This window comes from Pedobacter sp. SL55 (genome assembly GCF_026625705.1).
In the GTDB taxonomy this organism is placed as follows: domain Bacteria; phylum Bacteroidota; class Bacteroidia; order Sphingobacteriales; family Sphingobacteriaceae; genus Pedobacter.
This window is the reverse complement of record NZ_CP113059.1, coordinates 1,051,013-1,076,773: the sequence shown is the minus strand read 5'-3', so window position 1 is coordinate 1,076,773 and position 25,761 is coordinate 1,051,013. Positions and strand designations below refer to the sequence as shown.

General features: G+C 38.3%; 24 protein-coding genes and 2 pseudogenes. 13 read left to right on the top strand and 13 right to left on the bottom strand.

Annotated features, from left to right (window positions below; genetic code table 11):
* Positions 1-204: 204 nt before the first annotated feature.
* Positions 205-1,751 (top strand): annotated as a pseudogene (locus tag OVA16_RS04875) (Rne/Rng family ribonuclease).
* A 108-nt stretch (positions 1,752-1,859) separates the two neighbouring features.
* On the top strand, positions 1,860-3,242 hold the full coding sequence (radA, locus tag OVA16_RS04870; RefSeq protein ID WP_267763883.1) for a DNA repair protein RadA: 1,383 nt from the start codon (positions 1,860-1,862) through the stop codon (positions 3,240-3,242).
* Positions 3,243-3,298: 56 nt separating this feature from the next.
* On the opposite strand, the gene OVA16_RS04865 is transcribed toward radA, so the two are convergent.
* The 3 genes and pseudogenes from OVA16_RS04865 to OVA16_RS04855 form a co-directional block, all read right to left on the bottom strand.
* A complete protein-coding gene (locus OVA16_RS04865) occupies positions 3,299-3,526 on the bottom strand; it encodes a hypothetical protein (protein WP_267763882.1) in 228 nt (75 codons plus the stop codon).
* Between the two features lie 370 nt (positions 3,527-3,896).
* Complete coding sequence (locus OVA16_RS04860; RefSeq protein ID WP_267763881.1) at positions 3,897-4,328, bottom strand: hypothetical protein; 432 nt, start codon at positions 4,326-4,328, stop codon at positions 3,897-3,899.
* 98 nt (positions 4,329-4,426) lie between these two features.
* Positions 4,427-4,812, bottom strand: a pseudogene (locus tag OVA16_RS04855) (acyl-CoA thioesterase).
* 164 nt (positions 4,813-4,976) lie between these two features.
* Here OVA16_RS04855 and OVA16_RS04850 point away from each other — a divergent pair.
* Entirely contained in the window at positions 4,977-7,655 is a 2,679-nt protein-coding gene (locus OVA16_RS04850) for a M14 family metallopeptidase (RefSeq protein ID WP_267763879.1), read from the top strand.
* A gap of 87 nt (positions 7,656-7,742) precedes the next feature.
* Here OVA16_RS04850 and OVA16_RS04845 read toward each other — a convergent pair whose 3' ends face one another.
* Positions 7,743-8,291, bottom strand: coding sequence for a DUF1543 domain-containing protein (locus tag OVA16_RS04845; protein WP_267763878.1), 549 nt, complete (start codon positions 8,289-8,291; stop codon positions 7,743-7,745).
* Positions 8,292-8,455: 164 nt separating this feature from the next.
* Between OVA16_RS04845 and OVA16_RS04840 the strand changes: the two genes are divergently transcribed.
* Positions 8,456-9,118 carry a hypothetical protein gene (locus OVA16_RS04840; RefSeq protein WP_267763877.1) on the top strand — a complete coding sequence of 221 codons (663 nt, stop codon included), beginning with the start codon at positions 8,456-8,458 and terminating at the stop codon, positions 9,116-9,118.
* An 84-nt stretch (positions 9,119-9,202) separates the two neighbouring features.
* Here the strand turns inward: OVA16_RS04840 and OVA16_RS04835 are convergent, their stop codons facing one another.
* The 4 genes from OVA16_RS04835 to fumC all read right to left on the bottom strand — a co-directional run bounded on the left by OVA16_RS04835 (position 9,203) and on the right by fumC (position 12,592).
* On the bottom strand, positions 9,203-9,640 hold the full coding sequence (locus OVA16_RS04835) for a low molecular weight protein-tyrosine-phosphatase (RefSeq protein ID WP_267763875.1): 438 nt from the start codon (positions 9,638-9,640) through the stop codon (positions 9,203-9,205).
* A 90-nt stretch (positions 9,641-9,730) separates the two neighbouring features.
* Positions 9,731-10,522, bottom strand: coding sequence for a S1/P1 nuclease (locus tag OVA16_RS04830; RefSeq protein ID WP_267763873.1), 792 nt, complete (start codon positions 10,520-10,522; stop codon positions 9,731-9,733).
* Between the two features lie 63 nt (positions 10,523-10,585).
* Positions 10,586-11,062 (bottom strand): fumarate hydratase, encoded by a 477-nt coding sequence (locus tag OVA16_RS04825; protein WP_267763872.1) that lies wholly within the window; start codon positions 11,060-11,062, stop codon positions 10,586-10,588.
* A 132-nt stretch (positions 11,063-11,194) separates the two neighbouring features.
* A complete protein-coding gene (fumC, locus tag OVA16_RS04820; protein WP_267763870.1) occupies positions 11,195-12,592 on the bottom strand; it encodes a class II fumarate hydratase in 1,398 nt (465 codons plus the stop codon).
* A gap of 534 nt (positions 12,593-13,126) precedes the next feature.
* On the opposite strand from fumC, the gene OVA16_RS04815 reads away from it, so the two are divergent.
* The 4 genes from OVA16_RS04815 (at position 13,127) to OVA16_RS04800 (ending at position 16,899) form a co-directional block, all read left to right on the top strand.
* Complete coding sequence (locus OVA16_RS04815; RefSeq protein ID WP_267763868.1) at positions 13,127-13,942, top strand: sensor histidine kinase; 816 nt, start codon at positions 13,127-13,129, stop codon at positions 13,940-13,942.
* Positions 13,943-13,947: 5 nt separating this feature from the next.
* The gene (locus OVA16_RS04810) at positions 13,948-14,694 is read left to right on the top strand and encodes a LytR/AlgR family response regulator transcription factor (protein ID WP_267763866.1); all 747 of its coding nucleotides are present in this window, start codon (positions 13,948-13,950) and stop codon (positions 14,692-14,694) included.
* A gap of 460 nt (positions 14,695-15,154) precedes the next feature.
* Positions 15,155-16,333 carry a serine hydrolase domain-containing protein gene (locus OVA16_RS04805; RefSeq protein WP_324288529.1) on the top strand — a complete coding sequence of 393 codons (1,179 nt, stop codon included), beginning with the start codon at positions 15,155-15,157 and terminating at the stop codon, positions 16,331-16,333.
* 32 nt (positions 16,334-16,365) lie between these two features.
* Entirely contained in the window at positions 16,366-16,899 is a 534-nt protein-coding gene (locus OVA16_RS04800) for a GNAT family N-acetyltransferase (RefSeq protein ID WP_267763864.1), read from the top strand.
* Between the two features lie 110 nt (positions 16,900-17,009).
* Here OVA16_RS04800 and OVA16_RS04795 read toward each other — a convergent pair whose 3' ends face one another.
* The 3 genes from OVA16_RS04795 to OVA16_RS04785 form a co-directional block, all read right to left on the bottom strand.
* Positions 17,010-17,618: a superoxide dismutase gene (locus OVA16_RS04795; protein ID WP_267763863.1), complete on the bottom strand. Its 609-nt coding sequence runs from the start codon at positions 17,616-17,618 to the stop codon at positions 17,010-17,012.
* Positions 17,619-17,704: 86 nt separating this feature from the next.
* Positions 17,705-18,178, bottom strand: a complete 474-nt coding sequence (locus tag OVA16_RS04790) for a nucleoside deaminase (RefSeq protein ID WP_267763862.1) — start codon at positions 18,176-18,178, stop codon at positions 17,705-17,707.
* A gap of 89 nt (positions 18,179-18,267) precedes the next feature.
* Positions 18,268-18,603: a tRNA-binding protein gene (locus tag OVA16_RS04785; RefSeq protein ID WP_267763861.1), complete on the bottom strand. Its 336-nt coding sequence runs from the start codon at positions 18,601-18,603 to the stop codon at positions 18,268-18,270.
* A gap of 438 nt (positions 18,604-19,041) precedes the next feature.
* On the opposite strand from OVA16_RS04785, the gene OVA16_RS04780 reads away from it, so the two are divergent.
* Both OVA16_RS04780 and OVA16_RS04775 read left to right on the top strand, forming a co-directional pair.
* Entirely contained in the window at positions 19,042-20,229 is a 1,188-nt protein-coding gene (locus OVA16_RS04780) for a class I SAM-dependent rRNA methyltransferase (protein WP_267763860.1), read from the top strand.
* 68 nt (positions 20,230-20,297) lie between these two features.
* On the top strand, positions 20,298-21,197 hold the full coding sequence (locus tag OVA16_RS04775) for a bestrophin family protein (protein WP_267763859.1): 900 nt from the start codon (positions 20,298-20,300) through the stop codon (positions 21,195-21,197).
* Positions 21,198-21,281: 84 nt separating this feature from the next.
* Here the strand turns inward: OVA16_RS04775 and pyk are convergent, their stop codons facing one another.
* Both pyk and OVA16_RS04765 read right to left on the bottom strand, forming a co-directional pair.
* Positions 21,282-22,712, bottom strand: a complete 1,431-nt coding sequence (gene pyk, locus OVA16_RS04770) for a pyruvate kinase (RefSeq protein WP_267763857.1) — start codon at positions 22,710-22,712, stop codon at positions 21,282-21,284.
* 128 nt (positions 22,713-22,840) lie between these two features.
* Positions 22,841-23,260, bottom strand: coding sequence for an IPExxxVDY family protein (locus tag OVA16_RS04765; RefSeq protein ID WP_267763856.1), 420 nt, complete (start codon positions 23,258-23,260; stop codon positions 22,841-22,843).
* Between the two features lie 153 nt (positions 23,261-23,413).
* Here OVA16_RS04765 and OVA16_RS04760 point away from each other — a divergent pair, with 153 nt between their 5' ends.
* The 3 genes from OVA16_RS04760 (at position 23,414) to rnc (ending at position 25,742) form a co-directional block, all read left to right on the top strand.
* On the top strand, positions 23,414-23,650 hold the full coding sequence (locus OVA16_RS04760) for an acyl carrier protein (RefSeq protein WP_008508386.1): 237 nt from the start codon (positions 23,414-23,416) through the stop codon (positions 23,648-23,650).
* Positions 23,651-23,678: 28 nt separating this feature from the next.
* Positions 23,679-24,932 (top strand): beta-ketoacyl-ACP synthase II, encoded by a 1,254-nt coding sequence (gene fabF, locus OVA16_RS04755; protein WP_138727990.1) that lies wholly within the window; start codon positions 23,679-23,681, stop codon positions 24,930-24,932.
* A gap of 81 nt (positions 24,933-25,013) precedes the next feature.
* Positions 25,014-25,742, top strand: a complete 729-nt coding sequence (gene rnc, locus OVA16_RS04750; RefSeq protein WP_267763836.1) for a ribonuclease III — start codon at positions 25,014-25,016, stop codon at positions 25,740-25,742.
* Positions 25,743-25,761: the final 19 nt, after the last annotated feature.

Here is a 25,761-nt window from a genome sequence, read left to right as displayed (position 1 = left end):
AAGCGGTAAAAAAAGAAAAAGACATAAAATGGCTACCCACAAACGCAAAAAACGTTTAAGAAAAAACAGACACAAGAAAAAATAATTTTCTTTAAGTGAATGGCCAAAAGTAAATGTCCCGAAAATATTGGGAGGTTTACTTTTGGATTGTAAGTTTTTTGGTCCATGTGTTAATAAGGTTTAAAAGCCTTAAAATCTGTAGCTTTGGTAAAAGAATTAATCATAGATTCTACTTCTACGGGAGTAACCATAGCTTTAATAGAAGACAAACAGCTTGTTGAGCTTCACAAAGAAAGCGTTAACAACAATTACGCAGTAGGCGATATTTATTTAGGCCGCATTAAAAAAATTATGCCCGGTTTAAATGCCGCTTTTGTAGATGTTGGTTACGAAAAAGATGCATTTTTGCATTACTTTGATTTAGGCCCTCAGGTTCAATCTCTTATAAAGCTAACGAAGATTAGACGTAACGGCACACAGGGCACTTTATTGGATAACTTTAAATTAGAAGCTGATATCAACAAGGCGGGGAAAATCTCGGAAGTTGTAAGCAAAAATTTATTGGTACCTGTACAGATAGCCAAAGAACCCATTTCTACTAAAGGACCTAGGTTAAGTTCAGATCTCTCGATAGCGGGACGATATACTGTGCTTGTACCTTTTTCTAATGTAATCTCTATTTCAAAAAAAATTAAGAGCAATACCGAACGTAATCGCTTAAAAAAGATTATCGAAAGTATTAAACCTAAAAATTTTGGGGTAATCATTAGAACAGTTTCTGAGGGAAAGGGAGTTGCCGAATTACAAAAAGACTTACTTGATTCTATTTCTAAATGGGAAAGCTTTATGAAAAAGCTTCCAGAAACAGAACCTGCTAAGCGTGTTTGGGGTGAATGGATAGAACATCGACGTTGATACGCGATATTTTAAGCACCGATTTTACCAATGTTTATGTAAACGACCAATCATTATTTGAAGACATTCGTTCTTATGTGCACGAAATTTCTCCTGAAATGGAGCGTATTGTAAAATACTATAAGCACAAAGAACACATTTTTGACCACTTTGGGGTTGAAAAACAAATTAAAAACGGTTTCGGGAAAACCGTAAACTTGGCTGGAGGCGCCTACTTAGTAGTAGAACATACCGAAGCTTTGCACGTTATAGACGTAAATAGTGGCAATAGAACCGCTAGCAAAGAGAACCAAGAAGAAAATGCATTGCAGGTTAATAAAGAAGCTGCAAAAGAAATTGCTCGCCAATTGAGGCTAAGAGATATGGGTGGCATTGTGGTAATCGATTTTATTGATATGCACAAACCCGCCAACAGAAAAGTATTGTTTGACCACTTAAGAGAGCTAATGCTTTTAGATAGGGCTAAACACACTATTTTACCTCCTAGCAAATTTGGATTGGTGCAAATTACCCGACAAAGGGTAAGGCCAGAGATGAACATTGTAACGGTAGAAAAATGCCCTACATGCGATGGAACTGGCGAAATAAAAGCAAGTATTGTTTTGATGGACGACATTGAAAGCAATATGACCTATATCCTGCGTGAGCAGAACGAAAAAAATATTACGTTATGTGTACACCCTTACATAGCGGCATTTATTAAAAAAGGATTGGTTTCTTTGCAATGGAAATGGTTCTTTAAATTTGGACAATGGGTAAAGGTAAAAGAAGTTTCTTCTTATCACTTAACAGAGTTTCATTTCTTGTCTGCCAAAGACGAAGAGATTAAGCTTTAAATGAAACAACAAAAGTCTCGATGAAAATCGGGACTTTTTTGTTTATAACTCTCTTGGTATTTCCAGCCGAATAAATCTAAATTCGTAAATCTAAAATCTAAAATCAAATTGGCTAAAATCAAATCAGCATATTTCTGTCAGAGTTGCGGCTACGAGTCGGCAAAATGGTTAGGCAAATGTCCTTCTTGTAACCAATGGAACACTTTTGTAGAAGAAGTGATAGAAAAGCCTACTGGGGCCAATGCTGCGGTATGGAAAACCACGGTTGGCGGAACCCAAAGGGTAAATAAGCCGAGTAAATTAGAGGAAATACAAAGCGCTACAGAAGAAAGGTTGCCTACTGGCGACCTAGAATTAGACAGGGTGTTGGGCGGCGGGTTGGTACCGGGCTCGGTTACGTTAATTGGCGGCGAACCAGGCATTGGAAAATCTACTTTAATGCTTCAATTGGCATTAAACATTAAGCAAAAGCGGGTGCTTTATGTTTCAGGAGAAGAAAGTGAGCAGCAGATAAAAATGCGAGCCGAGCGGATTACTAAGACCCCCAAGGCAGATTGTTTTATTTTAACAGAAACATCAACCCAAAATATTTTTAAACAGCTAGAGCAACTAGCGCCAGAAATTTTGATTGTAGACTCCATACAAACCTTACATTCGGCGCATATCGAATCTACTCCGGGCAGCGTATCTCAAGTGCGAGAGTGTACTGCCGAACTGCTTCGTTTTGCCAAGGAAACGGCAACACCTGTATTTCTGATAGGTCACATTACCAAAGATGGCGCTATTGCTGGGCCTAAGATTTTAGAACACATGGTAGATACCGTTTTGCAATTTGAAGGCGATAGGCATCATATTTACCGTATTCTGCGTTCTATTAAAAACAGATTTGGTGCGGCTGCAGAATTAGGTATTTACGCTATGCACGGTAGCGGGCTAAGGGAAGTTTCCAATCCATCGGAAGTTTTACTTTCGCAACGCGATGAAGAGCTGAGCGGCATTACTATTGGTGCAACTATTGAAGGCGCAAGGCCAATGGTAATAGAAACCCAAGCTTTGGTAAGTATCTCTGCTTATGGTACGCCCCAACGTTCGGCAACGGGTTTTGATACCAAAAGGATGAACATGTTGCTGGCCGTGTTAGAAAAGAGATGCGGTTTCCGTTTGAGTGCCAAGGATGTCTTTTTAAATATCGCCGGTGGTATAAAAGTAGAAGATCCGGCCATTGACCTATCTATTGTAGCGGCCATTATTTCTTCTCACGAAGATATTCCAGTGTCTTCTAAAGTGTGCTTTGCGGCAGAGGTGGGCTTGTCTGGAGAAATTAGAGCGGTAAATAGAGTAGAACAACGTATTTCTGAAGCAGAAAAGCTTGGGTTCGAAAAAATATTTATCTCTAGTTATAACCTAAAAGGGATTAATAAAGACAAATTTAAAATAGAGCTGGTAACCGTTTCAAAAATTGAAGAGGTATTTTCTGCGTTGTTTGGATAGTTTTTAACTCTGCTTTAAGGTGGTTTATTTACTTTAAGAACGATCTGTCCTAGTTGCTAATTCTTGGTTAATTTTTTCAATTGTGCCGAAAATATAATTACCAATGGCAAAAAACCGATGGCAGAAACAGACATGGCGCTAAATCCCTTTCTAATGGAAAGAATAATTCCTGAGATTACCATCAGGATCATCGATATGCCTATCATCCATACGGCAACTTTCATCAACTTTGCTCTTTTTGTTAGTTCTTCTGTAGATACTTTTGTTAAATCTTCTTGGGCCATAAACAAAAATAGTAATTGTAATGTGAGTTCGGCTTAAGTATCTTTACAATTCTTGATAAATTCGCATTGAACGTATTTTTTTAGCTCGCCGCCGCTGGGCTCTTACTTTTTGACCGCAAAAAGTAACAAAAACTCTCGGTTGCTTATTTTTCTTTCAAAGAAAGTGCTTTGGTTTATTGGTGCGGCCCGAAAAATAAGAGACCGAAAATGAGCTGAACGAAGATTTGAAGCGCTATCGCTAGCAAATAGCATAATTTTCTTATCCCGAACTCACGTAATTATAATCTAATGGATATAGTAATACGTAAAAAAACCGAAGCCCTGCAATGATTTGCAAGGCTTCGGTTATACTAAAGTTAGCATTAGCAAACTACGATTTAGACCTATCTACAAATTCAATTTTTTTATTCAAATCTTCGATTTTTTTGTTTGTCTTTTCAATTTTGTTTTGGATGCTTTTCATTTTTTCGTCGCTCTTTTCAAGCTTTTTATTAGCTTTTTCTACATCTTTTAACAAATTGGCAGTAGCTTTTGCATCGCTTGCAGTAGCAGACGGGTCAGAAGCGTTAAAACTAGAGGTGCGCTTGTCTGCTTTGTTGTTGATAGATTTTACCTCGTCTCTAAGTTTTTCGTTTGCTGCACGTTCTTTTTCTAAATCAATTTTTAGCTTGTTTACATCGCTATTTAAGTCTAAAACCTCTTGTCTAGCCTCATACTTTTGTAGTTCTGGACTTTTGGTAGACGAGCAAGCCGCTACAAAAAGGGCTGCACCTAAAAATGTTGGGAATATTAAGTTTTTCATGTTTAAGAATTTTTATCAAAAATTAAACAAAAACTAGGCCAAACCTGTTTTTCTAGCTTTTGCCTATACTTTTTTAAGCTCTTCTACTATTCCCTCATTCATTTAATCACAGCCGTAGGCTTTTTATTTTCATCTAATGCTACGAAAGTAAAATCGCCATGAATGGCCAATTCTCTACCTTCGGCATACATTTGTTCGATATAGATTTCTACGTTTACCTTTAAGCTGGTATTACCAACATGAGTAACCTTGCCAATAAGTTCTACAAAGGTGCCGCCAGGAATAGCTTTTTTAAAATCAATACGGTCGGAGCTTACGGTAACCATTACCTGTCTGCTAAATCTAGTGGCGGTAATAAAGGCTACTTCGTCCATCATGTGCATGGCTGTACCGCCAAAAAGGGTATCGTAGTGGTTGGTGGTATTGGGAAAAACAGTTTTAAAATACTGGTTTTAGATGCAGCAATTCTCTCTTCTAATGTCATGTTACAAAGATAGCCTAAAAGACTTACGAAGTTTTTAAAACTTCGTAAGTCTAGCATCAGATCAACCTTTCACTTAAAACATTTTTCATGTAACAAATTTATTGGGGACCTGTATCCCAATTTTTCCGTCTTATATTTGATATAACCACCAAACACAAAACAGTATGATTAAAAGATACTTTAGAAAAGGAGCTTGGATGTTGTTGTTGGTAGCAGGCTTTAATGCTACGGCGCAAGAAGTTCCGACTCCAAAATCGCATTTTGGATTTACGATAGGCGATAATTACCAGCTGGCCAATTACACCCAAACCGAAGCGTATTTTAAGAAACTTGCTGCGGCTTCTAAACGGGTAAAGTTGGTAGATATTGGTAAAACCGAGGAAGGCAGAAGCCAATACATGCTTATTGTAACTTCGCCAGAAAACCACAAAAACTTAGAGAAGTATAAAGTCATTTCGCAAAAATTAGCAAGAGCTGAAGGTCTTTCTGAAAAAGAAGCCAAAGACTTAGCGCAGCAAGGCAAAGCGGTAGTTTGGATTGATGGCGGGCTACATGCCAATGAAACGGTAGGTGCGCATCAATTGATACAGACCGCCTATAATTTGGTAAGTAGAACTGATGCAGAAACCAATAGGATTTTGGATGAGGTCATTGTTTTGATGACGCATGCTAATCCGGACGGGCAAGAGTTGCAAACCAATTGGTACATGAGAGAAACCAATCCAGAGAAGAGGTCTTTAGCGGGTTTGCCTCGTTTATACCAAAAATATGCAGGGCATGATAATAACCGCGATTTCTTTATGCTAAACCTAAAAGAAACGCAAAACATGGGGCGCCAGTTGTTTATTGAGTGGAACCCACAAATTATGTACAACCACCATCAATCTGGCCCAGCAGGAACGGTTGTGGCGGGGCCGCCATTTCGTGATCCGCACAATTATGTTTTCGATCCAATTATCCTGACAAGTTTAGACGCCGTTGGTGCAGCCATGCACAATCGTTTAAATGTAGAAGATAAACCTGGCTATACCCAACGTGGAGGTTCGGTTTTTTCTACTTGGTACAATGGTGGTTTAAGAACGACTACCTATTTTCATAACATGGTGGGTTTGCTTACCGAAATTGTGGGTAGCCCAACACCAATGGAAATTCCTTTGGTACCATCTCGTTTGTTACCAAATAGCGATTCGCCAAACCCAGTTACGCCGCAAAAATGGTACTTTAAAAATGCCATAGATTATTCTGTTTCTTTAAACTACGCAGTATTGAACTATGCACAGCGTTACCATGACGAGTTGCTGTTTAATATGTATAAAATGGGCAAAAACTCTATTGATAGGGGTAGCAAAGATACTTGGTCTTTCTCTCCTCAAAAAATAGAAGCTATTAATGCCGCAGCAAAAAAAGATAAATCAGACGGCGGAGCGAGGAGATCAATGGATCCAAAATACTTTGATGAAGTAATGAAAGATCCTAAGCTGCGTGATGCTAGAGGTTATATTCTTTCTGCAGATCAACCAGATTTTACTACGGCAATCCGTTTTTTAAACGCTTTGATTAGAACTGGAGTAGTAGTACACAAAGCAACAGCGCCATTTACGGTAGAAGGAAAAAAATATCCGGCAGGTTCTTATGTGGTAAAAACAGACCAAGCCTTTAGACCGCATGTATTGGATATGTTCGAACCACAAGACCATCCTAATGATTTTAAATACGAAGGCGGCCCGCCAGTAGCACCTTACGATGCAGCAGGCTGGACTTTGGCTTATTTAATGAATGTGAAATTTGACCGAATTGTAAATGCTTTTGATGGCCCTTTCCAAAAAACTACTTACGGCGAATTATTGAAAGCTACGCCTCAAGCCTTGCCAACGGCTAGTGGTTATGCTTTAAGTGCGCAAGCAAACGAAAGTTATTTGGCAGTAAATGAGTTACTAAAAGCTAAAGTAGAGGTATTAAGAAACCCTGTTGATGGCTCTTTTTATGTTCCGGCATCTGCTGCTGCAAAAGCTGCACTAAACAAAGCAGAGCATAATTTTGGAATGAAAGTTACTGCGGCCGGCAAACCAAAAGGAGCGGTAAAAGTTAAACCATCACGTATTGCACTTTGGGATACTTATGGAGGTTCCATGCCATCGGGTTGGATACGTTACATTATGGAGCAATATCACTATGAGGTAACTGTGGTTTATCCGCCAGATATTGATGCTGGTAAATTGAAAGATAATTACGATGTACTGATTATGGTTGGTGGTTCTGTGCCAGCTTTTGCTAATGAAACTGGAGGAAGAGGATTTAATCCGCCAGCAGTAGAAAACATTCCGGATGAATTTAAAGGAAGAGTTGGTAGAATGACGGCTGAAAAATCAATCCCCCAACTAAAAGCTTTCTTAGAAAACGGTGGAAATATTGTAGCCATTGGCTCTGCTACAAATTTAGCAGCGCACCTAGGTTTACCTGTTACCAACGCATTACTTACTGCTGATGGAAAGCGTTTACCTAACGATAAATATTATGTGCCAGGCAGTGTATTGAGTGTTAAAACTGATGCTAAATTAGCTGCAAACTGGGGCTTAGATGAAAACACCGATGTGTATTTTGACAACAGCCCGGTGTTTAAAATTACAGGGAGCAGTGCTAAAGTTAAACCGTTGGCCTGGTTTGCTACCGATAAGCCTTTACGTAGTGGCTGGGCTTGGGGCCAGGCAATTCTAAAAGATGGGGTGGCAGCTTTTGAGGCAGATTATGGCAAAGGTAAATTATACGCTTTTGGTCCAGAAATTACCTTTAGAGCACAAACTCACGGTACTTTTAAATGGTTGTTTAACCAGTTGTATAAATAGAATGCGCTAAATTATTCGTTTGATTTTTATGGGTAGTTCAATAATTGGGCTACCCATTTTTATTCGCTGCCATGAGCTATCCCGCCATTATAGCTTACCCACAGGCATATAACCTAACACAATTTTGTCTTCTGGAAAGCTGTCCGTAGGCGTAAAAAGCAATTGATATTTAGTTTTCATTTCCTTTGGCAACACCTCTTCAATGTCAAAAACATCATCTACATCTACACCATACTTATCATCAATATGTGGACTGAAATATTGTTTGAAAAACTCGCTTTCCTTTGCGTTTTTAATTGCTACAGCCTTGTCTTCAGCTATCATCAACATTTTGTAATGCAATTCTTCAAAAACATTACTTTGATATCCACCTAAGTTCATGAAAAATAACCTGTTTACATTAGTACTGGCTCCATTACCTCTCTCTATCACTTCCACCCTGTAACCGTTTACATGGTTAACAATTCTGTAAGCATCTAAATGAATTTTGCCCTTAGCTTCGGGCCAGAAGGCATTAATTGCAGGTACCAATTCTTTCACTTCATTTGCTATAGCGAAGAAGATATCGTGTTGCTCGGTATGCCTACCTTGTGGCTTACAACCTAATAAGATCATAAATAGCTTTGGATTTGTCATGCGTTTTTGTTTTTTGCCACAGATGCACAGATATTTCTCTTGCAATATTTTAAATTATCTATTTTCAAATCTGTGCATCTGTGGCTGCTTTATTAACAGAAGCATAAAGTTAAGCTAAAACAAAACATTTATCTTCCTGTTTAAAGAAGAAAATATCGACACCAATGACAATTAACCAACTCCCGCCAGACGGAGGAATACGCTATACGGAAACTAACATGGCTTACCTTTTTCCAGAGCCACTCAATGCTATCACTGCGGTATTCTTCTTGTTTATTGCCATTTTTTGGACTATCAAAATTAAGGGAAATTTTAAAGCACATCCTTTTTTAACCTATTGCCTAATTTTGTTATACATTGGTGGCGTTGGAGGTACGGTTTATCATTCTTTAAGGCAGTGGTCGGTATTTATCATGATGGATTGGTTACCCATTATGCTACTCTGCGTTTCTGCTGGCCTATATTTCTTGGCACAAAGTACCAAATGGTATTTCGCAGTTTTAATGGTTTTTGGCTATGCCGGATTGCAGTTTGTGCTCAGAGATTTACTTAGTGCCGAGTATACACATTTTTTTATTAACATTAACTATGCGATGATGGCTTTGTTGGTACTGGTTCCTGTTTTAATTTACCTTATTCGCACCAAATGGCAAGCTGGAAAATGGGTAGGTTTTGCTTTGTTATCTTTTGCGTTAGCGCTTACTTTCCGCATAGCCGATAAGTGGGAATGGTTAAGTTTTGGCACCCATTTTTTGTGGCATAGCTTTGGGGCTATAGCCACTTATTGTATGTTTAATTACATTTATCTTACGCAGAAAAAATTTTGAATGAGTAAATGATTAAATTTTGATTAGTCTATATGATCAATCGTAATTCGTATTCCGATAGCTATTGGATCTAAAATCGTAAATTTATTTGCGTAGCTCGGCTATTATTTCTTTACAGCGTTGCTCTACCTGTAAGCTTACAGGTTTAAATAATTCGTTATCGTAATAAGGATCTGTAACTTCTCCATCTACAAGAAATAGCTTTACTTTTTGTTGATGCTCTTGCGTTTCGGCCAGTTGCAGTACATCTTTAAGGTTGTTTTTATCCATCACTAAGATGTGGTCATATTCCTCAAAAAAGCTTGTGCTGAAATGCCTTGCTCTCTGTGTACTGATATCATATCCTAAATTACGAGCTGCCAAAACACTTCTCCTATCTGGCGGATTACCCACATGCCAATCTCCCGTACCAGCGCTGTGTACGGTCCAGCCCAGATTTTCTTGATTAGCCAAATGTTGCAATATGCCATGCGCCAATGGCGAACGACAGATATTGCCCAAACAAACCATGAGGATTTTCATTCGTGGATTAAGGATAAAGGAACAATGAGCAATGATCGCTCATCAAACTTTCAGCAATTAAACAGTTTATCAATTTAAATAATTAACCAACTATTTATAAATCTCGTTCAAAACTTTTGCTAAACGCACACCACCTTTTAACAGTTGATTGTTCAGTGTGCCAATCCAGTCGAAATTGTAGTTATAGCTTAATCTGTCATCATTTTTAATACCAGTAGCATAGATTTTGTTGCATACTTCATACGATTCGAAAATGCAATCTTTTAAGCTGGCTTTATTCCATTCTGCTAGTTGCTGTGGCGTAGCAAAGTTAATGGCTTTGGTATATTCTGTGTAGCTTAACTGTTGGAAATCGATCAGTTGCTCGTCCCAAACACGGTGTAAGTTAGATTTAGTGCCAAACCACATTACCGAAATTCTGTTGCCACCTAAATCTTCTTTTCTAGCGGTATGCATTGGCTGGTGCATATCGCCCATTAAGTGTACCAATAAACGCATGGCGAAAACTTTCTTGTCTGCAGGTGTTTTTGGGTCTTTCAGCAAAGCAATCATTTCATTGGTTTTGCTATAGATATTTGCTTCTTTAAAACCATCCAAGAAATTGTTCATCCCACTTTTGTCTAAACCCTCTGGCAAGTTTACATAGTGCCAATTGTTTAAATATTTATAACTCGTATCTGATTTGATAAAATCAGCCCAATTGGCGCTCATCGCCAAAGTTTCGTTACCTAAAATTTGTTTGATAGCTTTTCGGGCATTCGGCGTTAAATAGCTATCTGCAATTTCGCCAACAATACGGTGGCCCAATACGCCCCAAGCGCTAGCTGCAATAGGTGCATAAATAAAGGCAAATGCCAGGATTAATGTTTTTAAGTTTTTCATCTTATTTTTGAATGATTGAATGTTGACTTTCGGACTTCCCGACTTTCTAAACTTCCGGTCTCCCTAAAGCGCTTTCTGCACGCAGGTTATTTTTTCTTTTAAATTAAGGTTTACTTCGGTTTGGTCGCTTAGGTTTTCCATTTTTAATTCTTTGGCATTCCACGAATTTACCTTAAAGCTAGTAATATATCGGTCATTGCGGTAACAGCCCGACACTTTTTGTTTATAATTTGGTTTGGTAAAATCGCCAACTAATATTAAGGTATCGTTACGCAATTGATAAGTTCCTTTTGCATATTCTTTCCAAACGCCGTTATTAAAACAGTCTTCTTCGTAATAGTTCACTTTAGCATGGGTGGTAAAATCTACGTAAAACGAATCGCAGCTAAACTTAAATTTGTGCTGAGTGTAGCTTTGTAATTGCTTTGCATTTGCAATGCTATCTTGGTTCCATACGCCTTGCAAAAAGGTTTCGCCCTTACCTTGCACATCTGGTAGGCGAGAGCAAGAAACAACAACCAATAAAAAAAACAGTCCCATCCCTAAATCCCTTCCCCAAAGGGAAAGGGACTTTTGGGCAGTGCTTTTATTTAAGTTCCGAAACATATTTGAGTTGGATATTTTCGCTTGCTATTCCTTCCCTTTGGGGAGGTTAGGAGGGGCTTGGGCTTCTTATTTCAAACTACCCACCATATCTTCTGGTTTAACCCAAGCGGTAAATTGCTCGTCGGTTAACAAACCAGTTTCAATAGCAGCTTCTCTTAATGTTTTATTTTCTTTATGTGCTTTTTTAGCGATTTTAGCAGCATTTTCGTAACCAATGTGCGGGTTTAAAGCTGTAACCAACATCAATGAGTTTTCCATGTGTTGTTGTATTACCGGACGGTTTGGCTCAATGCCTTCGGCACACTTATCGTTGAAAGACACACAAGCATCGCCAATTAAACGACCGCTTTGCAATACGTTCGCCGCAATTACTGGTTTAAAAACGTTCAACTCGAAATGCCCGTTACTCGCACCAATACTCACTGCCACATCATTACCCATTACTTGCGCACAAACCATGGTCATAGCTTCTGGCTGTGTAGGATTTACTTTACCAGGCATAATAGATGAACCTGGCTCATTATCAGGGATGATAATCTCTCCAATGCCGCAACGAGGGCCAGAACTTAACATACGGATATCGTTCGCGATTTTCATTAACGAAACAGCAACTCTTTTGTAAGCGCCAGAAAGTTCTACCATAGCATCGTGAGCTGCTAAAGCTTCGAATTTGTTTGGAGCAGTTACGAATGGTAAACCTGTTAAATCAGCGATTTTTTGAGCTACCAAAACATCGTAACCTGCAGGTGTATTTAAACCAGTACCTACCGCAGTACCGCCAAGCGCCAATTCTTTGATCATCTCCAACGCATTGTTGATGGCTCTTAAACCATTGTCAATTTGCTGTACGTAACCAGAAAATTCTTGCTTCAAAGTCAAAGGCGTAGCATCCATAAAGTGCGTACGACCAGTTTTTACAATATCGCCCCAGCCATCAGCTTTGCTAGCTAAAGTGTTGCGTAATTTTTGTAAACCTGGTATGCTTACCTCAACCGCTTGTTTGTAAGCTGCAATGTGCATCGCCGTTGGGTAGGTGTCGTTTGATGACTGCGATTTATTTACATCATCATTCGGGTGCAACGATTTTTGCTCGTCTAACAAATTACCACCACCAATTACGTGGCCACGGTTAGCAATTACCTCGTTACCGTTCATGTTGCTTTGCGTACCAGAACCAGTTTGCCAAATCACCAACGGAAACTGATCGTCTAATTGACCAGCAATTACCTCGTCGCAAGCCTTTGCTATTAAATCGGTTTTATCTTTAGAAAGCACACCTAATTCATTATTCGCCAATGCAGCCGCCTTTTTTAGGTAGCCAAAAGCATGGATTATTTCTTTAGGCATCGACGCCTCTGGTCCAATTTTAAAATTGTTTCTAGAGCGTTCAGTTTGTGCTCCCCAATATTTGTCGGCAGGTACTTGCACCTCGCCCATGGTATCGTGTTCTATTCTAAAACTCATGGTAATTGAAAAATTATTTTTGCCCAAATTTAACCTTTTTGCCTCTTAAAGGAAATTTATTTAGAAACGTTACATAAATAGTAGAAAAACATTGGAAGTGGTGCTTCGGAAACAGTAGTCCCGCTGTTCGTTACAACCTTTTTTGCGTTCGTCATCGCCGCTGTATGTCATGCTGAGTTTATCGAAGCACCTACTCGCTAACATACAATCCTTCGACAGGCTCAGGATGACACCAAAAAAGGATTACCACTTCCATCGGGTTTAATTAACCAAAACCTGTAATACTAGGCAGCTTTGACAAACCGCTATCCCGCTTGCTAGAGGTTTGTCAAAGCTAATGCGCAATTGGTGGTCTTTGCGTTCTTTGCGATTATTTTTTACCGCAAAGGTTTTTAAAGTCATGCAAAGAACGCGAAGGCTTGAATTTCAAATTCTGTCCAAAATATTATCGTTACTAACTCAACTACACCCCTTCCTGTTTTATGGTTTTAGTTTTACTTAAATTGCCACAGTTTTGATGAAAATTTAAATCAAATGAAAAAACTTCCTCTCTACTTAGCCTACGGCGCAGCGATTAGCCTGGTGTTTTCTGTAATCGGTGCATTAACTAAAATTCTACATTTAAACACCAACCTGTCTTCCTTCTTTTTAGCTTTCTCGGTATTACTTCCTATTATTTTAGTGGTTTTAATCATTTTTATGGCAATAACGCTTTATAAAAAGACAGATGAATCTAAAAATGCTAAACTTCAAAAAGAAATCGCCAAACTCCAACTTAACTCTGTTCGCTCGCAATTAAACCCCCATTTTCTATTTAATGCACTCTCAGGCATTCAAAACTTGATGAACAAAAATGAGATAGACAAAGCAAATAAATACCTCTCTAAATTTGCTCGGCTAACCCGCAACGTACTCCATGATAAAGAGCTAATTAGCTTAGCCCAAGAACAAACATTATTAGATGATTACCTGCAAATGGAGCAACTGCGGTTTGGCTTCGGTTACGAAATTAAAGCCAGCGAAAACTTAGATCTGGAAAATATAGAAATACCGAGTATGTTGCTACAGCCTTTTGTAGAAAATGCGGTAAAACATGGCATTTCGCAAAACACAGCCGATGGAAAAATTATCATCACATTTGGCAGGCAAGAAAATGATTTGATGATAGCGGTTAGCGACAATGGGAATGGTTTTGACACCAAGAAAAAGTACAATGGCTTGGGCTTACAACTCAGCAGCAACAGAATAACATTGCTAAATAGTATTTATAAAGAAAATCGTTTTATTTTAGACAAGCAGTCGAGCAATGAAGGAACTCAAATAAGTTTAACATTAACCGATTGGCTGTAAATTAGATGAGGGCAATTTTAATAGACGACGAAATTTCTAACTTAGAAAACCTGCGGACTTTGCTAGAAAAGCATTGTCCGCAGGTTAATATTGTAGTAACAGCACAAACGGTAGCTAATGCGGTAAATGCCATAGAAAAACACCTGCCAGATTTGGTTTTTCTAGACATCCAGATGGGCGAGCAAACGGGTTTCGATGTGTTGAGCTCGCTCCCTAATCGTAATTTTGAAGTGATTTTTGTTACCGCTTACGACCATTATGGCATACAAGCGGTAAAATTTGCGGCTTTAGACTATCTGTTAAAACCTGTTGATATTGATGAATTGCAGACCGCAGTAAACAAAGTGGTAAAGAAATTAGTTGAAAGAACGCAATCTTCACAACTCGATTTTTTGTTGCAGCAGTTGAAAATACCCAATGCAACTATAAGTAAAATTGCACTGCCCATGCAAAGCGAAATCAGGTACATTGCTTTATCAGAGATCATTCGTTGCGAAGCTGATAACACCTATACTTTTTTCTTCTTGGCTAATAACGAAAAACTATTGGTTTCTAAGTCGCTTAAAGAATATGCCGATTTATTAAAACCCAGTGGATTTATACGTACACATCAAAGTCATTTGGTAAATCCAAGGTTTGTTAAGAGCTGGCTTAAAGAAGATGGTGGCATTTTGCTTTTAACTTCTGGAGAGAAGATACCTGTTTCTAAACCAAACAAAGAAGCGGTTAAATTAGCATTACAGCAGGTTTAGGCGGCTTGTTCTTTATAGGAAGCACTAACTTCTCCATTTTAAACCCGACACTAGAGGAAATACTTTTTGTTGCGTCATTTCGACAGCCTGCTCCGAGCACATTCGGAGAGGAACGAGGAGAATTGAAAATAAACGAATTTAAATCTGCTAAATAGAAGCATTTAACTTTTGAGATTTCTCTCTGCGTTCGAAATGATGCGGAACGGAAGGCAAAAAGATTGTAGCAAATGGTGAGATAAAACTTAAAGAAACGCAGTAACCTCGCTTTTCAAAAAACTACGAATAAAATCTGTGCATCTGTGGCTTAAATTATCAAGCTAAAAAGCAATGTTTAAAACTCTTTTGCCGTTATCTTTTCGAGATTACGTAATTTTCCAGCTTTTATAACCACGTTGCACACATCAATGAAATTCAAAATACTACTAACCGCTATAAGTTTATCCATATTTTCGTTAAACGCTTGCACCAGCAAGGAAGAAAAAGAAAAAAAGTTGCCGAAGACAAGAAAGTTAGAAAACCGGAAGACGATAAAGCCGATAGTTTGCTGTTAGTATACGATCCGAAAAAAGAAGACAAATGGATTGCTGATTTTGTAAACAATTTGCACAGAAAGTATCATTTTAATGGCAACGTATTGGTAGCCAAAAAAGGGAAAATTCTCTACCAAGGTGCGAAAGGTTGGGCAGATTACCTGCATCGCGATAGCTTAAAAATAAACTCTGAATTTGAACTGGCTTCTATTACCAAGACTTTTACTGGTACTGCCATTATGCAATTGGTAGAAGCTGGTAAACTGAGCTTAGACGACAACGTTAAAAAATTCTTTCCCAATTTCCCTTACGATAGCATTACAGTTAGGTTGTTGTTACCGCACCGCAGCGGTATGATGAATTATGTTTATTTCATCGATGATATTTGGCGTAAAGAAAAACGCAATATGAAAAAAGGTGTGACCAACCAGGAAGTGATGCAGGTGATTGCTGATAAAAAGCCTAATCCGTACACTAAGCCCGATAAAGTTTTTCATTACAACAACTCTAATTACATGGTGTTGGGCGCTATTATAGAAAAGGTTACTGGGCAGCGTTATTCGCAATACATGATGGAGCATGTGTTTAAACCTGCCGGGATGAAAAATACCCACGTTTATTCTAAAGCTGAGTATGAAAAAATTCCGGTTGATGTGGTAGGACATGACCGTAATAGCTTTAAATATTCTGTAGTGCAAAACTTTTTAGATGGCCCGGTTGGCGATAAGGGAATTTACAGTACCATCCACGATTTGGTGCTGTTTGATAAATACCTGCGTAATGAGCGGTTACTTAAAAACTCAACTTTAGATTCTGCATACGTGGGACGTAACAAACCAATTAAAGGGCATTTTAACTATGGCTATGGCTGGCGTTTGTTCGAAGAGAAAGGTAAGGCAAAGGTAGCTTACCACACTGGCTGGTGGCATGGTTTCCGCCATATTTATGTTCGTGATTTGGATAAAGATATCATCGTAATTTTTCTAGGAAATTTAACCAACGGTAGTTTAATGCAGTTAGATGACCTTTACAAGCACTTAAAAATGCCAGTAATTAGAAAAGGTGCTTATACTGGTGCCGGAGCTGCTCCAGGCACAGATGAAGATTAACCCCTAAATCCCCTAAAAAGGAATTAAGTGAAATGGATTATTCGAAATCTATAAAAACAGATAGGCTCTTACTGCGACCAATTGCGCAAAACGATATTCAAAATATCTACAACGGTTTATCGCGTCCTGATGTAATCAAATACTACGGTGTAAGCTTTACTTCGTTAGAAGCTACCGAAGAGCAGATGATTTGGTATCAACAACTAGAAGAAAACGAAACGGGAATTTGGTGGGCTGTTTGTTCTCTTGATGGCCAAACCTTTTATGGCGCTGGTGGTTTTAACAATCTTAGCAAACAACACAAAAAAGCTGAAATAGGATTTTGGTTACTCCCTGAGTTTTGGGGCAAAGGCTTAATGCAAGAAGCATTTCCTTTAATCTGCAATTATGGTTTTGAAAAGCTTGGCTTAAATAGAATTGAAGGCTTTGTAGATAGCGAAAATATTAACTGTAAAAAAGCGGTTGAAAAACTGAATTTCAAACTAGAAGGCATCATGAGAGATTGCGAAATAAAAGATGGTAAACCTTTAAGTATCGCCATTTATTCCAAGTTAAAAACCGATTGATACACGATCTAGATCTTTCTAAACAAAAATTCATTATAAATAAAAAGCGGGGCAATCTTATCGATGCCCCGCTTCTATATATTTGCCTTTTTAAAGGCTATTCATACTTCTTATAAAGCTTTTTTGTAACGCTCAGCAACTGCATCCCAGTTTACTACGTTCCAAATTGCCGCTAAATAATCAGGGCGTTTGTTTTGGTATTTTAAGTAGTAAGCGTGTTCCCAAACATCAATTCCGAAGATTGGTGTACCTTTTTGCTCGGCAATATCCATTAAAGGGTTATCTTGGTTTGGCGTAGAAGAAACAAATAACTTGCCATCTGCACCTACAGAAAGCCAAGCCCAACCAGAACCGAAACGAGTAGCTCCAGCATCTTGGATTTTAGTTTTAAAGTCTGCGAAAGAACCGAAAGCTTCGTTAATTGCTTTAGCTAAATCGCCAGTTGGCTCGCCGCCTTTATTTGGGCCTAAAACTGTCCAAAACAAAGAGTGGTTATAGTGGCCACCACCATTGTTACGTACCGCAGCTGGATATTTTGAGATGTTTTTAACGATATCTTCAATGCTATGGTTAGCCTCTGGTTTACCTTCCAAAGCTTTGTTTAAGTTGGTCACATAAGCTTGGTGGTGTTTGCCATGGCGAATTTCCATGGTTGCTTTGTCGATATGTGGTTCTAATGCGTCTGTTGCGTATGCTAACGCAGGTAATTCAAATGCCATAATGTATATGATTAAGGGTTATTTAAAATGTTATCTCTACAAATATAATAGAGATACGTTAAGTTTTGTTCAATTGTTTGTCAACTTTATTTGCGTTTATTGATAAAAAACGCCGACATGAGGCTGCCGCACTCTTCCGCTAGCACACCTCCAACTAACAACGTTTTAGGATGTAAAAGGTTTTGCCCCACTTTGGTAAAACCGCGTTTTTCTTCTTTAGCTCCGTAAACTATTTTGCCAATTTGTGTCCAATAGCTTGCGCCGGCGCACATTACACAAGGTTCTATAGTAACGTACAACGTGCAATCTTTAAGGTATTTGCCGCCCAAAGTTTGTGCAGCTGCAGTAAATGCTTGCATTTCGGCATGGGCGGTTACGTCGTTAAGTTGCTCGGTAAGGTTATGGCCACGGCCAATTACTTTTCCTTTACAAACCACAATAGCTCCTATCGGGATTTCATCCGCATCGTAGGCTTTTTTTGCCTCGTTTAAAGCCAAACGCATGTAGTGTTCGTCTTCTTGCTGCGGGTTGGCGTTTTCTTCGAAATTATAGAAACTCATATTTTATATTGGAATAGAGAACAAGGAGCAAAGAACAAAGATGTGGCGTTCATATATCGGTCTTTTATCCTTGTTCCTTCATCCTTGCTCTAAATTAACTTGCTCCCATTAGGCACTTTTCTTTCTACTGTGCTTAGCACAATATCTCCGTTTTCATCGGCAAAGCCGGCTACTAAAAACTCGCTCATAAACTTGCCAATTTGTTTTTTAGGGAAGTTCACTACACCAATGATTTGCCTACCTATTAAATCATCCAACGCATAATGTTTAGTAATTTGTGCACTGCTCATTTTAATGCCCAGTTCGCCAAAATCTACCTTCACTTTATAGGCTGGCTTTCTGGCTTCGGGATATTCAAAAGCTTCGATAATGGTGCCCACTCGTAGTTCTACTTTTTCAAAATCGTTCCATGTGATTTCTTCCATTTGGTAAAAATAGGATTAAACCACAAAGACACGAAGCACACAAAGATTTTTTTGAGGATAGCTCCTCATGTGTTTTTCAATTTGGCTAAAGCCTTTTGGTATTGCCTATATACCTTGGCTAAAGCCAAGGGCAATGATAGTATAGCAAGCCTAGAATTAACATGGTAACTTCAGAGGCTGTTCTTTTGCAAAAAGCTGACGACAAAAAATGCTGAATTATCTTTGCTGTAGGATGGGTTTGTCAGTTTTTTTATCAAAACAATAAATAGTGCGTTTGTATATTTCATTGCCGTCGGTTTTAACCGACGGCTTGAGAGTATAGATGATTAGGCTTTACCCCATTTTATAAATATTTCTTAGTGCTCTTTGTGTCTTTGTGGTTCTAAAACTGCCAATTGCAAACTGAAAACTGTGAACTGAAAAGACTAACTTTGCAAAATGGTAGAAATTAAGCTGAAAAAAAGAAAAGATAAAGCAGTAAATCAACGTCATCCGTGGGTGTTTTCTGGTGCATTAGATAAAGTGAAAGGCAAACCCGAAAATGGCGATGTGGTAAAATTACTGGATGCAAACAATGACTTTTTAGCTTATGGTTATTACAACGACCAATCTCGTGTAGCGGTGAGGCTTTTAGAATGGGATGAAAGTGTTTCCATTGATGAAGCGTGGTACGAACAAAAAATTAAAACCGCTATTGCTGGAAGAACCCATTTATTAGCCGACAAAGAAACTACCGCTAGTCGCTTAATTTTCAGCGAAGCCGATTTTTTACCAGGCTTAATTGTAGATCGTTATGCCGATTTCCTTTCTGTACAGATTTTAAGCTCTGGCATTGAGAAAGCAAAAGACATCATTATCGCAGTTCTAGTAAAGCTTTTACAACCCAAAGGGATTTTCGATAGAAGTGATGCCACTGCTCGTACTCATGAGGGCATTACTGCAGAAAACGGCTTACTTTGGGGCGAAACTCCCGAAGAATTCATCGAGGTAAAAGAAAATGGAATTAAGTACCATATCAACATCGCCGAAGGGCAAAAATCTGGTTTCTATTGCGACCAACGTGATAATCGTAAAATTTTGGCTTCTTATACCAAAGGTAAATCTGTTTTAGATTGCTTTAGCTATAGTGGTGGTTTCAGTTTAAATGCTTTTGCACAAGGTGCAGTAGAAGTTACTTCTGTAGATAGTTCTGCATTGGCTATAGCAACTTTAAGGCAAAACATCGACCTTAATAAATTTGATGCCAGCAAACACGTAGCCATCCAAAGCGATGTGAATAAACAGCTTCGTCAGTTTAATGATGAAGGTAAAAAGTTTGATGTGGTGGTGTTAGACCCTCCAAAATATGCGCCTTCCCGTTCGGCTTTAGACAGAGCTGCCAGAGCCTATAAGGATTTAAATCGCCGTGGTTTGTTGTTGTTAGAAAGTGGCGGACTGTTGGCTACATTTTCTTGTTCTGGAGCTGTAGATATCGATACTTTTAAACAGATTATTGCTTGGGCGGCATTAGATGCAGGTAAAGAAGTGCAGGTAATCTATCAATTCTGTCAGCCAGAAGATCATCCAGTTCGTCTTTCTTTTCCAGAGGGAGAATATTTAAAAGGGCTGTTGCTGAGGGTAGTTTAATTTTTTGCCAAAATATCTAACTATTTTTCTAATTTGTTGTTTACAAACCAACAAATAGAGAAATACCTATGCTTCTTGTAAATAACATTCGCCTAAGTAGAATTGTAAGAAATACTTGGCAAGTAGATTTAATTATGATAGCGTCTTGTATGGGCGCTTATTTTATTCGCGAATACCTTATTGCCCATCATTTTTCAGTTCCAACCATTATACCCACGGTTTTAGGAACAGCTATTGCCTTTTTTATCGGTTTTAACAATAATCAAGCTTACGATAGGTGGTGGGAAGCCCGGAAAGTTTGGGGTGGTTTGGTTAATGATTCGCGTTCGTTTGCCCGCAGTTTAATAAGTTATGTGCCGCAAAACAATGAAAACAACGAAATAGTAAGGCGTATGGTACACCGCCATATCGCTTTTTTGTATGCTTTAAAGGCTAGTTTAAGAGGGGCGGTCGATTTAATTTATGTGAAATACCTAGACGATGCAGAGCGTATAGAAATCGAAAAACACAACAATTTGCACAATGCTATTTTATTGAAACAGTCTGAAGATTTAGAAAAACTTTCTAAAAACGGCGCAATTGACGGTTTTAAGTTTATCCAAATTAACGAAATGTTGGTAAGGTTTAGCGATCAAATGGGGATGAGCGAACGTATCAAAAACACTGTTTTTCCAACAACTTACAGCTATTTAACCAAGGTTTTTATTTGGCTTTTTGTAGTTTCTTTTACCTTGGTAATTAGCCAGGAAATGGGCGTTTGGTCTATTTTTATGGGATGGATCATCGGCTTCGTTTTCGTGTCAACACAAATCAACGGGATGAATTTAGTTGACCCCTTCGAAAACAATGTAGCTGGTATTCCTTTAAATCAAATTACTAGAACTATAGAAATTAACCTACTGCAAATGATGGGCGAAGAAGATACACCGCCGCCAGTTACACCAATTAACGAGGAGTACGTATTGTAGCTCAGCAAAGTCAACTTTTTAAAAAAATGGGTATACAAAAAAGCCCCGAATTAATTTCGGGGCTCATGTTTTTTAAAGTAATTGCTACTCTATTACGGTAACCTTAACTGTATTGGTTCTACTTCTTTTTTCTAAAGGAACAGCTGCGGTGTTAATAACTACATCGCCTTTTTTAACCAGCTTTTTCTTCTTCAAAACATCGTTTACTTCTTCTATTGTCCTATCGGTACTTTCAAATTTATCGTAAAAGAAACCCCTAACACCCCAAACTAAACTTAAAGTGTTCAATAAACTTTCGTTACTGGTAAAAGTAAAAATTGGTGCAAACGGACGATGGCTGGCCACTTCAAAGGCCGTATATCCGCTCGAAGTCATGGTTACAATACCTACAGCATCTGTTTGTTTAGCCAAGAAACAAGCCGAGTCGCAAACGGCATCGCCTAAGAAACTATCAGATTTTGGTTTCAAATATTTTTCTGAGTGGAACGGGTAGTTGTTTTCCTCAATGTTATTGATGATTTTCTGCATCGTTTCGATCACAATTAAAGGAAACTCTCCTACAGAAGTTTCGCCACTTAACATTACCGCATCAGCGCCATCAAGTACAGAGTTGGCCACGTCATTAACCTCGGCACGAGTTGGGCGAGGTGTAGTAATCATACTTTCCAGCATTTGCGTAGCAATAATCACTGGCTTAGAAGCAGCTCTACATTTGTTTACAATCATTTTTTGCAACAAAGGCACTTCTTCCATAGGCATCTCTACACCTAAATCTCCACGGGCAACCATTACCGCATCTGTTACCGCAATAATTTCATCAATATTGGCAATGGCCTCTGGTTTTTCAATTTTGGCAACAACTCTAGCCGTTTTTCCTTTTTCTTTAATGATATCTTTTAACTCAACAATATCTGCTGCGTTACGCACAAAAGAAAGACCAATCCACTCTACATCACTTTCTAATACAAATTCTAGGTTTTTTCTGTCTTCAACCGTTAACGAAGGGATAGAAACTTTGGTGTTAGGTAAATTAACCCCTTTTCTAGAAGTTAAAATTCCGCCATGCACCACTTCACAAACTACCTCATCTTTGTAGTTGGTTTCCAATACACGCATTTGCAGTTTTCCATCATCTAAAAGGATAATTTCTCCTGCTTTTACATCTTTTGGAAAGTTCTCGTAAGTAATGTAAATACGCTCTTCGTTACCAATACATTCTTGTGTAGTGATGGTGGTTTTGCTGCCGTTAACTAGGTTTATTCCGCCATCTTTTACCATGCCGATCCTAATTTTAGGACCTTGTAAATCAGCTAAAATGCCAACATTATATTTATGTTTTTTATTGATATCCCTAATGGTATCAATTACCGCTTGGTGGTCCGCTTGTGAGCCATGTGAGAAGTTTAACCTGCAAACATCTAAACCTGCGTTAAACATACTATACAAAACATCTGGCTTTGCCGATGCGGGGCCTAAAGTGGCTACGATTTTGGTTCTTGAATGAAAAGGTTTCATTAAAATTATTTTGTTATTACAGCCTACGCAAATTTGAGAATTACAAATCTGTTTAAGCGATGATTATACTATTTCTGTTTGATTTGATATTCAAATATAGTGTATTTACTACACTAACAATATAAAATTTACATTACCAAATTTTCTTTAGACTTCAGTTTACGCACATCTATTTGCGCAGCAACCTGAATATCAGGTATTTTGTTTAAATTGCTGATGATAAAATTAAGATCTTCCTTATCTATAAATTGATGAATTACCATGAAAAAATCTACCTTATTCATCTCCGGAATTAAAAAACCTTCGCTATTTCTATTGCTTACTAAAAAATATTCTTGCTCTCCTTCTTCCACAAAAAAATAATACTTAGAAAACGATAAAGGCGCCTCGTCTGTATTGAAATAAACCTCATGATCGTCAATTTTACAAAACTCAAAATTAAGGTTGGTGTTTATCTTATGGCACAAAACATAATCTTTTAAAGAGGCTGTGATGGCGATGAGTACGAAATCCAGATCGAGTGATAGTTTTAAGTAAGTTTTGTTCAAAATGTATTTTTTTATTAGGATTACGAAATTATAAAACTAATTTTACTTTAGGTTTTAAACGCATTAAAATTGATAGAGAAATAAAAACATTTGAAATGTGTTAGAATTTATTTTTCTTTGCACTGAATTATTTAACCATTAAATTATAAAATTATGTCTGATATTGCTTCAAGAGTTAAGGCTATTATCGTAGAAAAACTAGGTGTTGATGAAAGTGAAGTTACGCCAGAAGCGTCTTTCACAAACGACTTAGGTGCTGATTCATTAGACACTGTAGAGTTAATCATGGAGTTCGAGAAAGAATTCAATGTAGCTATTCCAGATGACCAAGCTGAAACTATCGGTACTGTAGGTCAAGCAATTGCTTATTTAGAAAAAAACGTTAAGTAGAAATACTTTTTCTGTACAATACTTATAAATGGGATTAAAAAGAGTAGTAGTAACTGGGTTGGGTGCGCTCACTCCAATTGGAAATAGCGTTCCCGAATTTTGGGAAGCATTGACAAATGGTGTGAGCGGCGCTGCGCCTATCAAAAGTTTCAATACCGAAAAATTCAAAACGAAATTCGCTTGCGAAGTGAAAAATTTCAATCCAGAAGATCATTTGGATAGAAAAGAAGCTCGCAAACTGGATCCGTTTGTACAATATGCACTGGTATCAACCGAAGAGGCTGTTAAAGATGGAGGATATGATTTCTCTAAACTAGACACTAACCGCATTGGCGTGATATGGGGAGCAGGAATTGGTGGACTAAAAACTTTTATGGACGAAGTTTCTAACTTTGCCACAGGCGATGGTACGCCAAGGTACAACCCTTTCTTTATTCCTAAAATGATTGTTGATATTGCCCCAGGGCATATCTCTATCAAGTATGGATTGCGTGGGCCAAACTTTGCCACGGTTTCTGCCTGTGCATCATCAACCAATGCGATGATTGATGCCTTTAATTATATTCGTTTGGGCATGGCCGATATCATTATCAGCGGTGGCTCCGAAGCGATTATAAACGAAGCCGGTATGGGTGGTTTTAACGCAATGCATGCTTTGTCTACACGTAATGATGATCCTGCAACGGCTTCTCGTCCGTTTGATAAAGACCGCGATGGTTTTGTAGCGGGAGAAGGTGCTGGTACCATAATTTTAGAAGAATTAGAACACGCAAAAGCTCGTGGCGCTAAAATCTATGCTGAAATTGTTGGCGGTGGCATGAGTGCAGATGCACATCACATTACGGCACCACATCCAGAAGGTTTGGGTGCTAAAATGGTAATGACCAACGCTTTAAAAGACGCTGGTTTAAGTACAAGTGATATCGATTACATCAATGTACACGGCACTTCTACTCCGCTTGGAGACGTACAAGAAGCAAAAGCAATTGTAGATTTATTTGGGGAAGATGCTTACAAATTAAACATCAGCTCTACAAAATCTATGACTGGGCACTTATTAGGTGCGGCAGGTGCAGTTGAAGCATTAGCGACTATTCTCGCAATTAATAATGATTTAGTTCCGCCTACCATTAACCACTTTAATGACGACCCGGATTTTGATCCAAAATTGAATTTTACTTTTAACAAAGCTCAAAAACGTACAGTTAGGGCAGCTATTAGTAATACTTTTGGTTTTGGTGGGCACAATGCTTCTGTTATTTTTAAGAAATACGAAGATTAATCCAAAAACCGTGGGTTTAAAGCATTTGTATCGTATATTTATACAAATGCTTTTCTGTATTTAATTTTGTGAAGCTAGTTGATGTCTTTGTTCAGCATTTATAAACTATATCTTTCGCCTAATAAGCAGTTTGTAAAAAAACTAAAGAATGTGCTTGGCTTTGTGCCAGGCAACATTACGCTATACCAAATGGCTTTTAGGCATCGCTCTGCGGCCAAACTTTTAAAAAATGGTAGTAGAAGCAGTAACGAGAGGTTAGAGTTTTTAGGCGATGCAATTTTAGGCTCGGTAGTGGCCGAACTGCTTTTTAAGAGTTACCCCTACAAAGAAGAAGGCTTTTTAACAGAAATGCGTTCTAAAATTGTAAACAGAGCAAACCTTAATCAGTTAGCCCGTAAAATGGGTTTTGATGAATTGATTGTCTTTGATCAAAAAACAGTAAACTTCCAGTCTAAACATCATTCTATGTACGGCGATGCTTTTGAAGCATTAATTGGTGCTGTTTACCTAGATAAAGGCTACAATTTCACCAAAAACTTAATCCTCAAACGCATCATTAAGCCTTATGTTGATGTACACCATCTGGAAATTACAGAAACTAATTTCAAAAGCCGACTGATAGAATGGTGCCAACGACAAGGTAAAGAGGTTACTTTTGATGTGGTAGAAAATGGCGAAGGCGAAAGCGCTAAGCTATTTACCGTACATGTAATGATCGGTAACGAGAACTTCGGAATTGGTAGAGATTACAACAAGAAAAATGCAGAGAAACTAGCTGCCGAAAAGGCTTGCGAAGCGTTGAGTATTTAATGTGATAATTTATTAATTA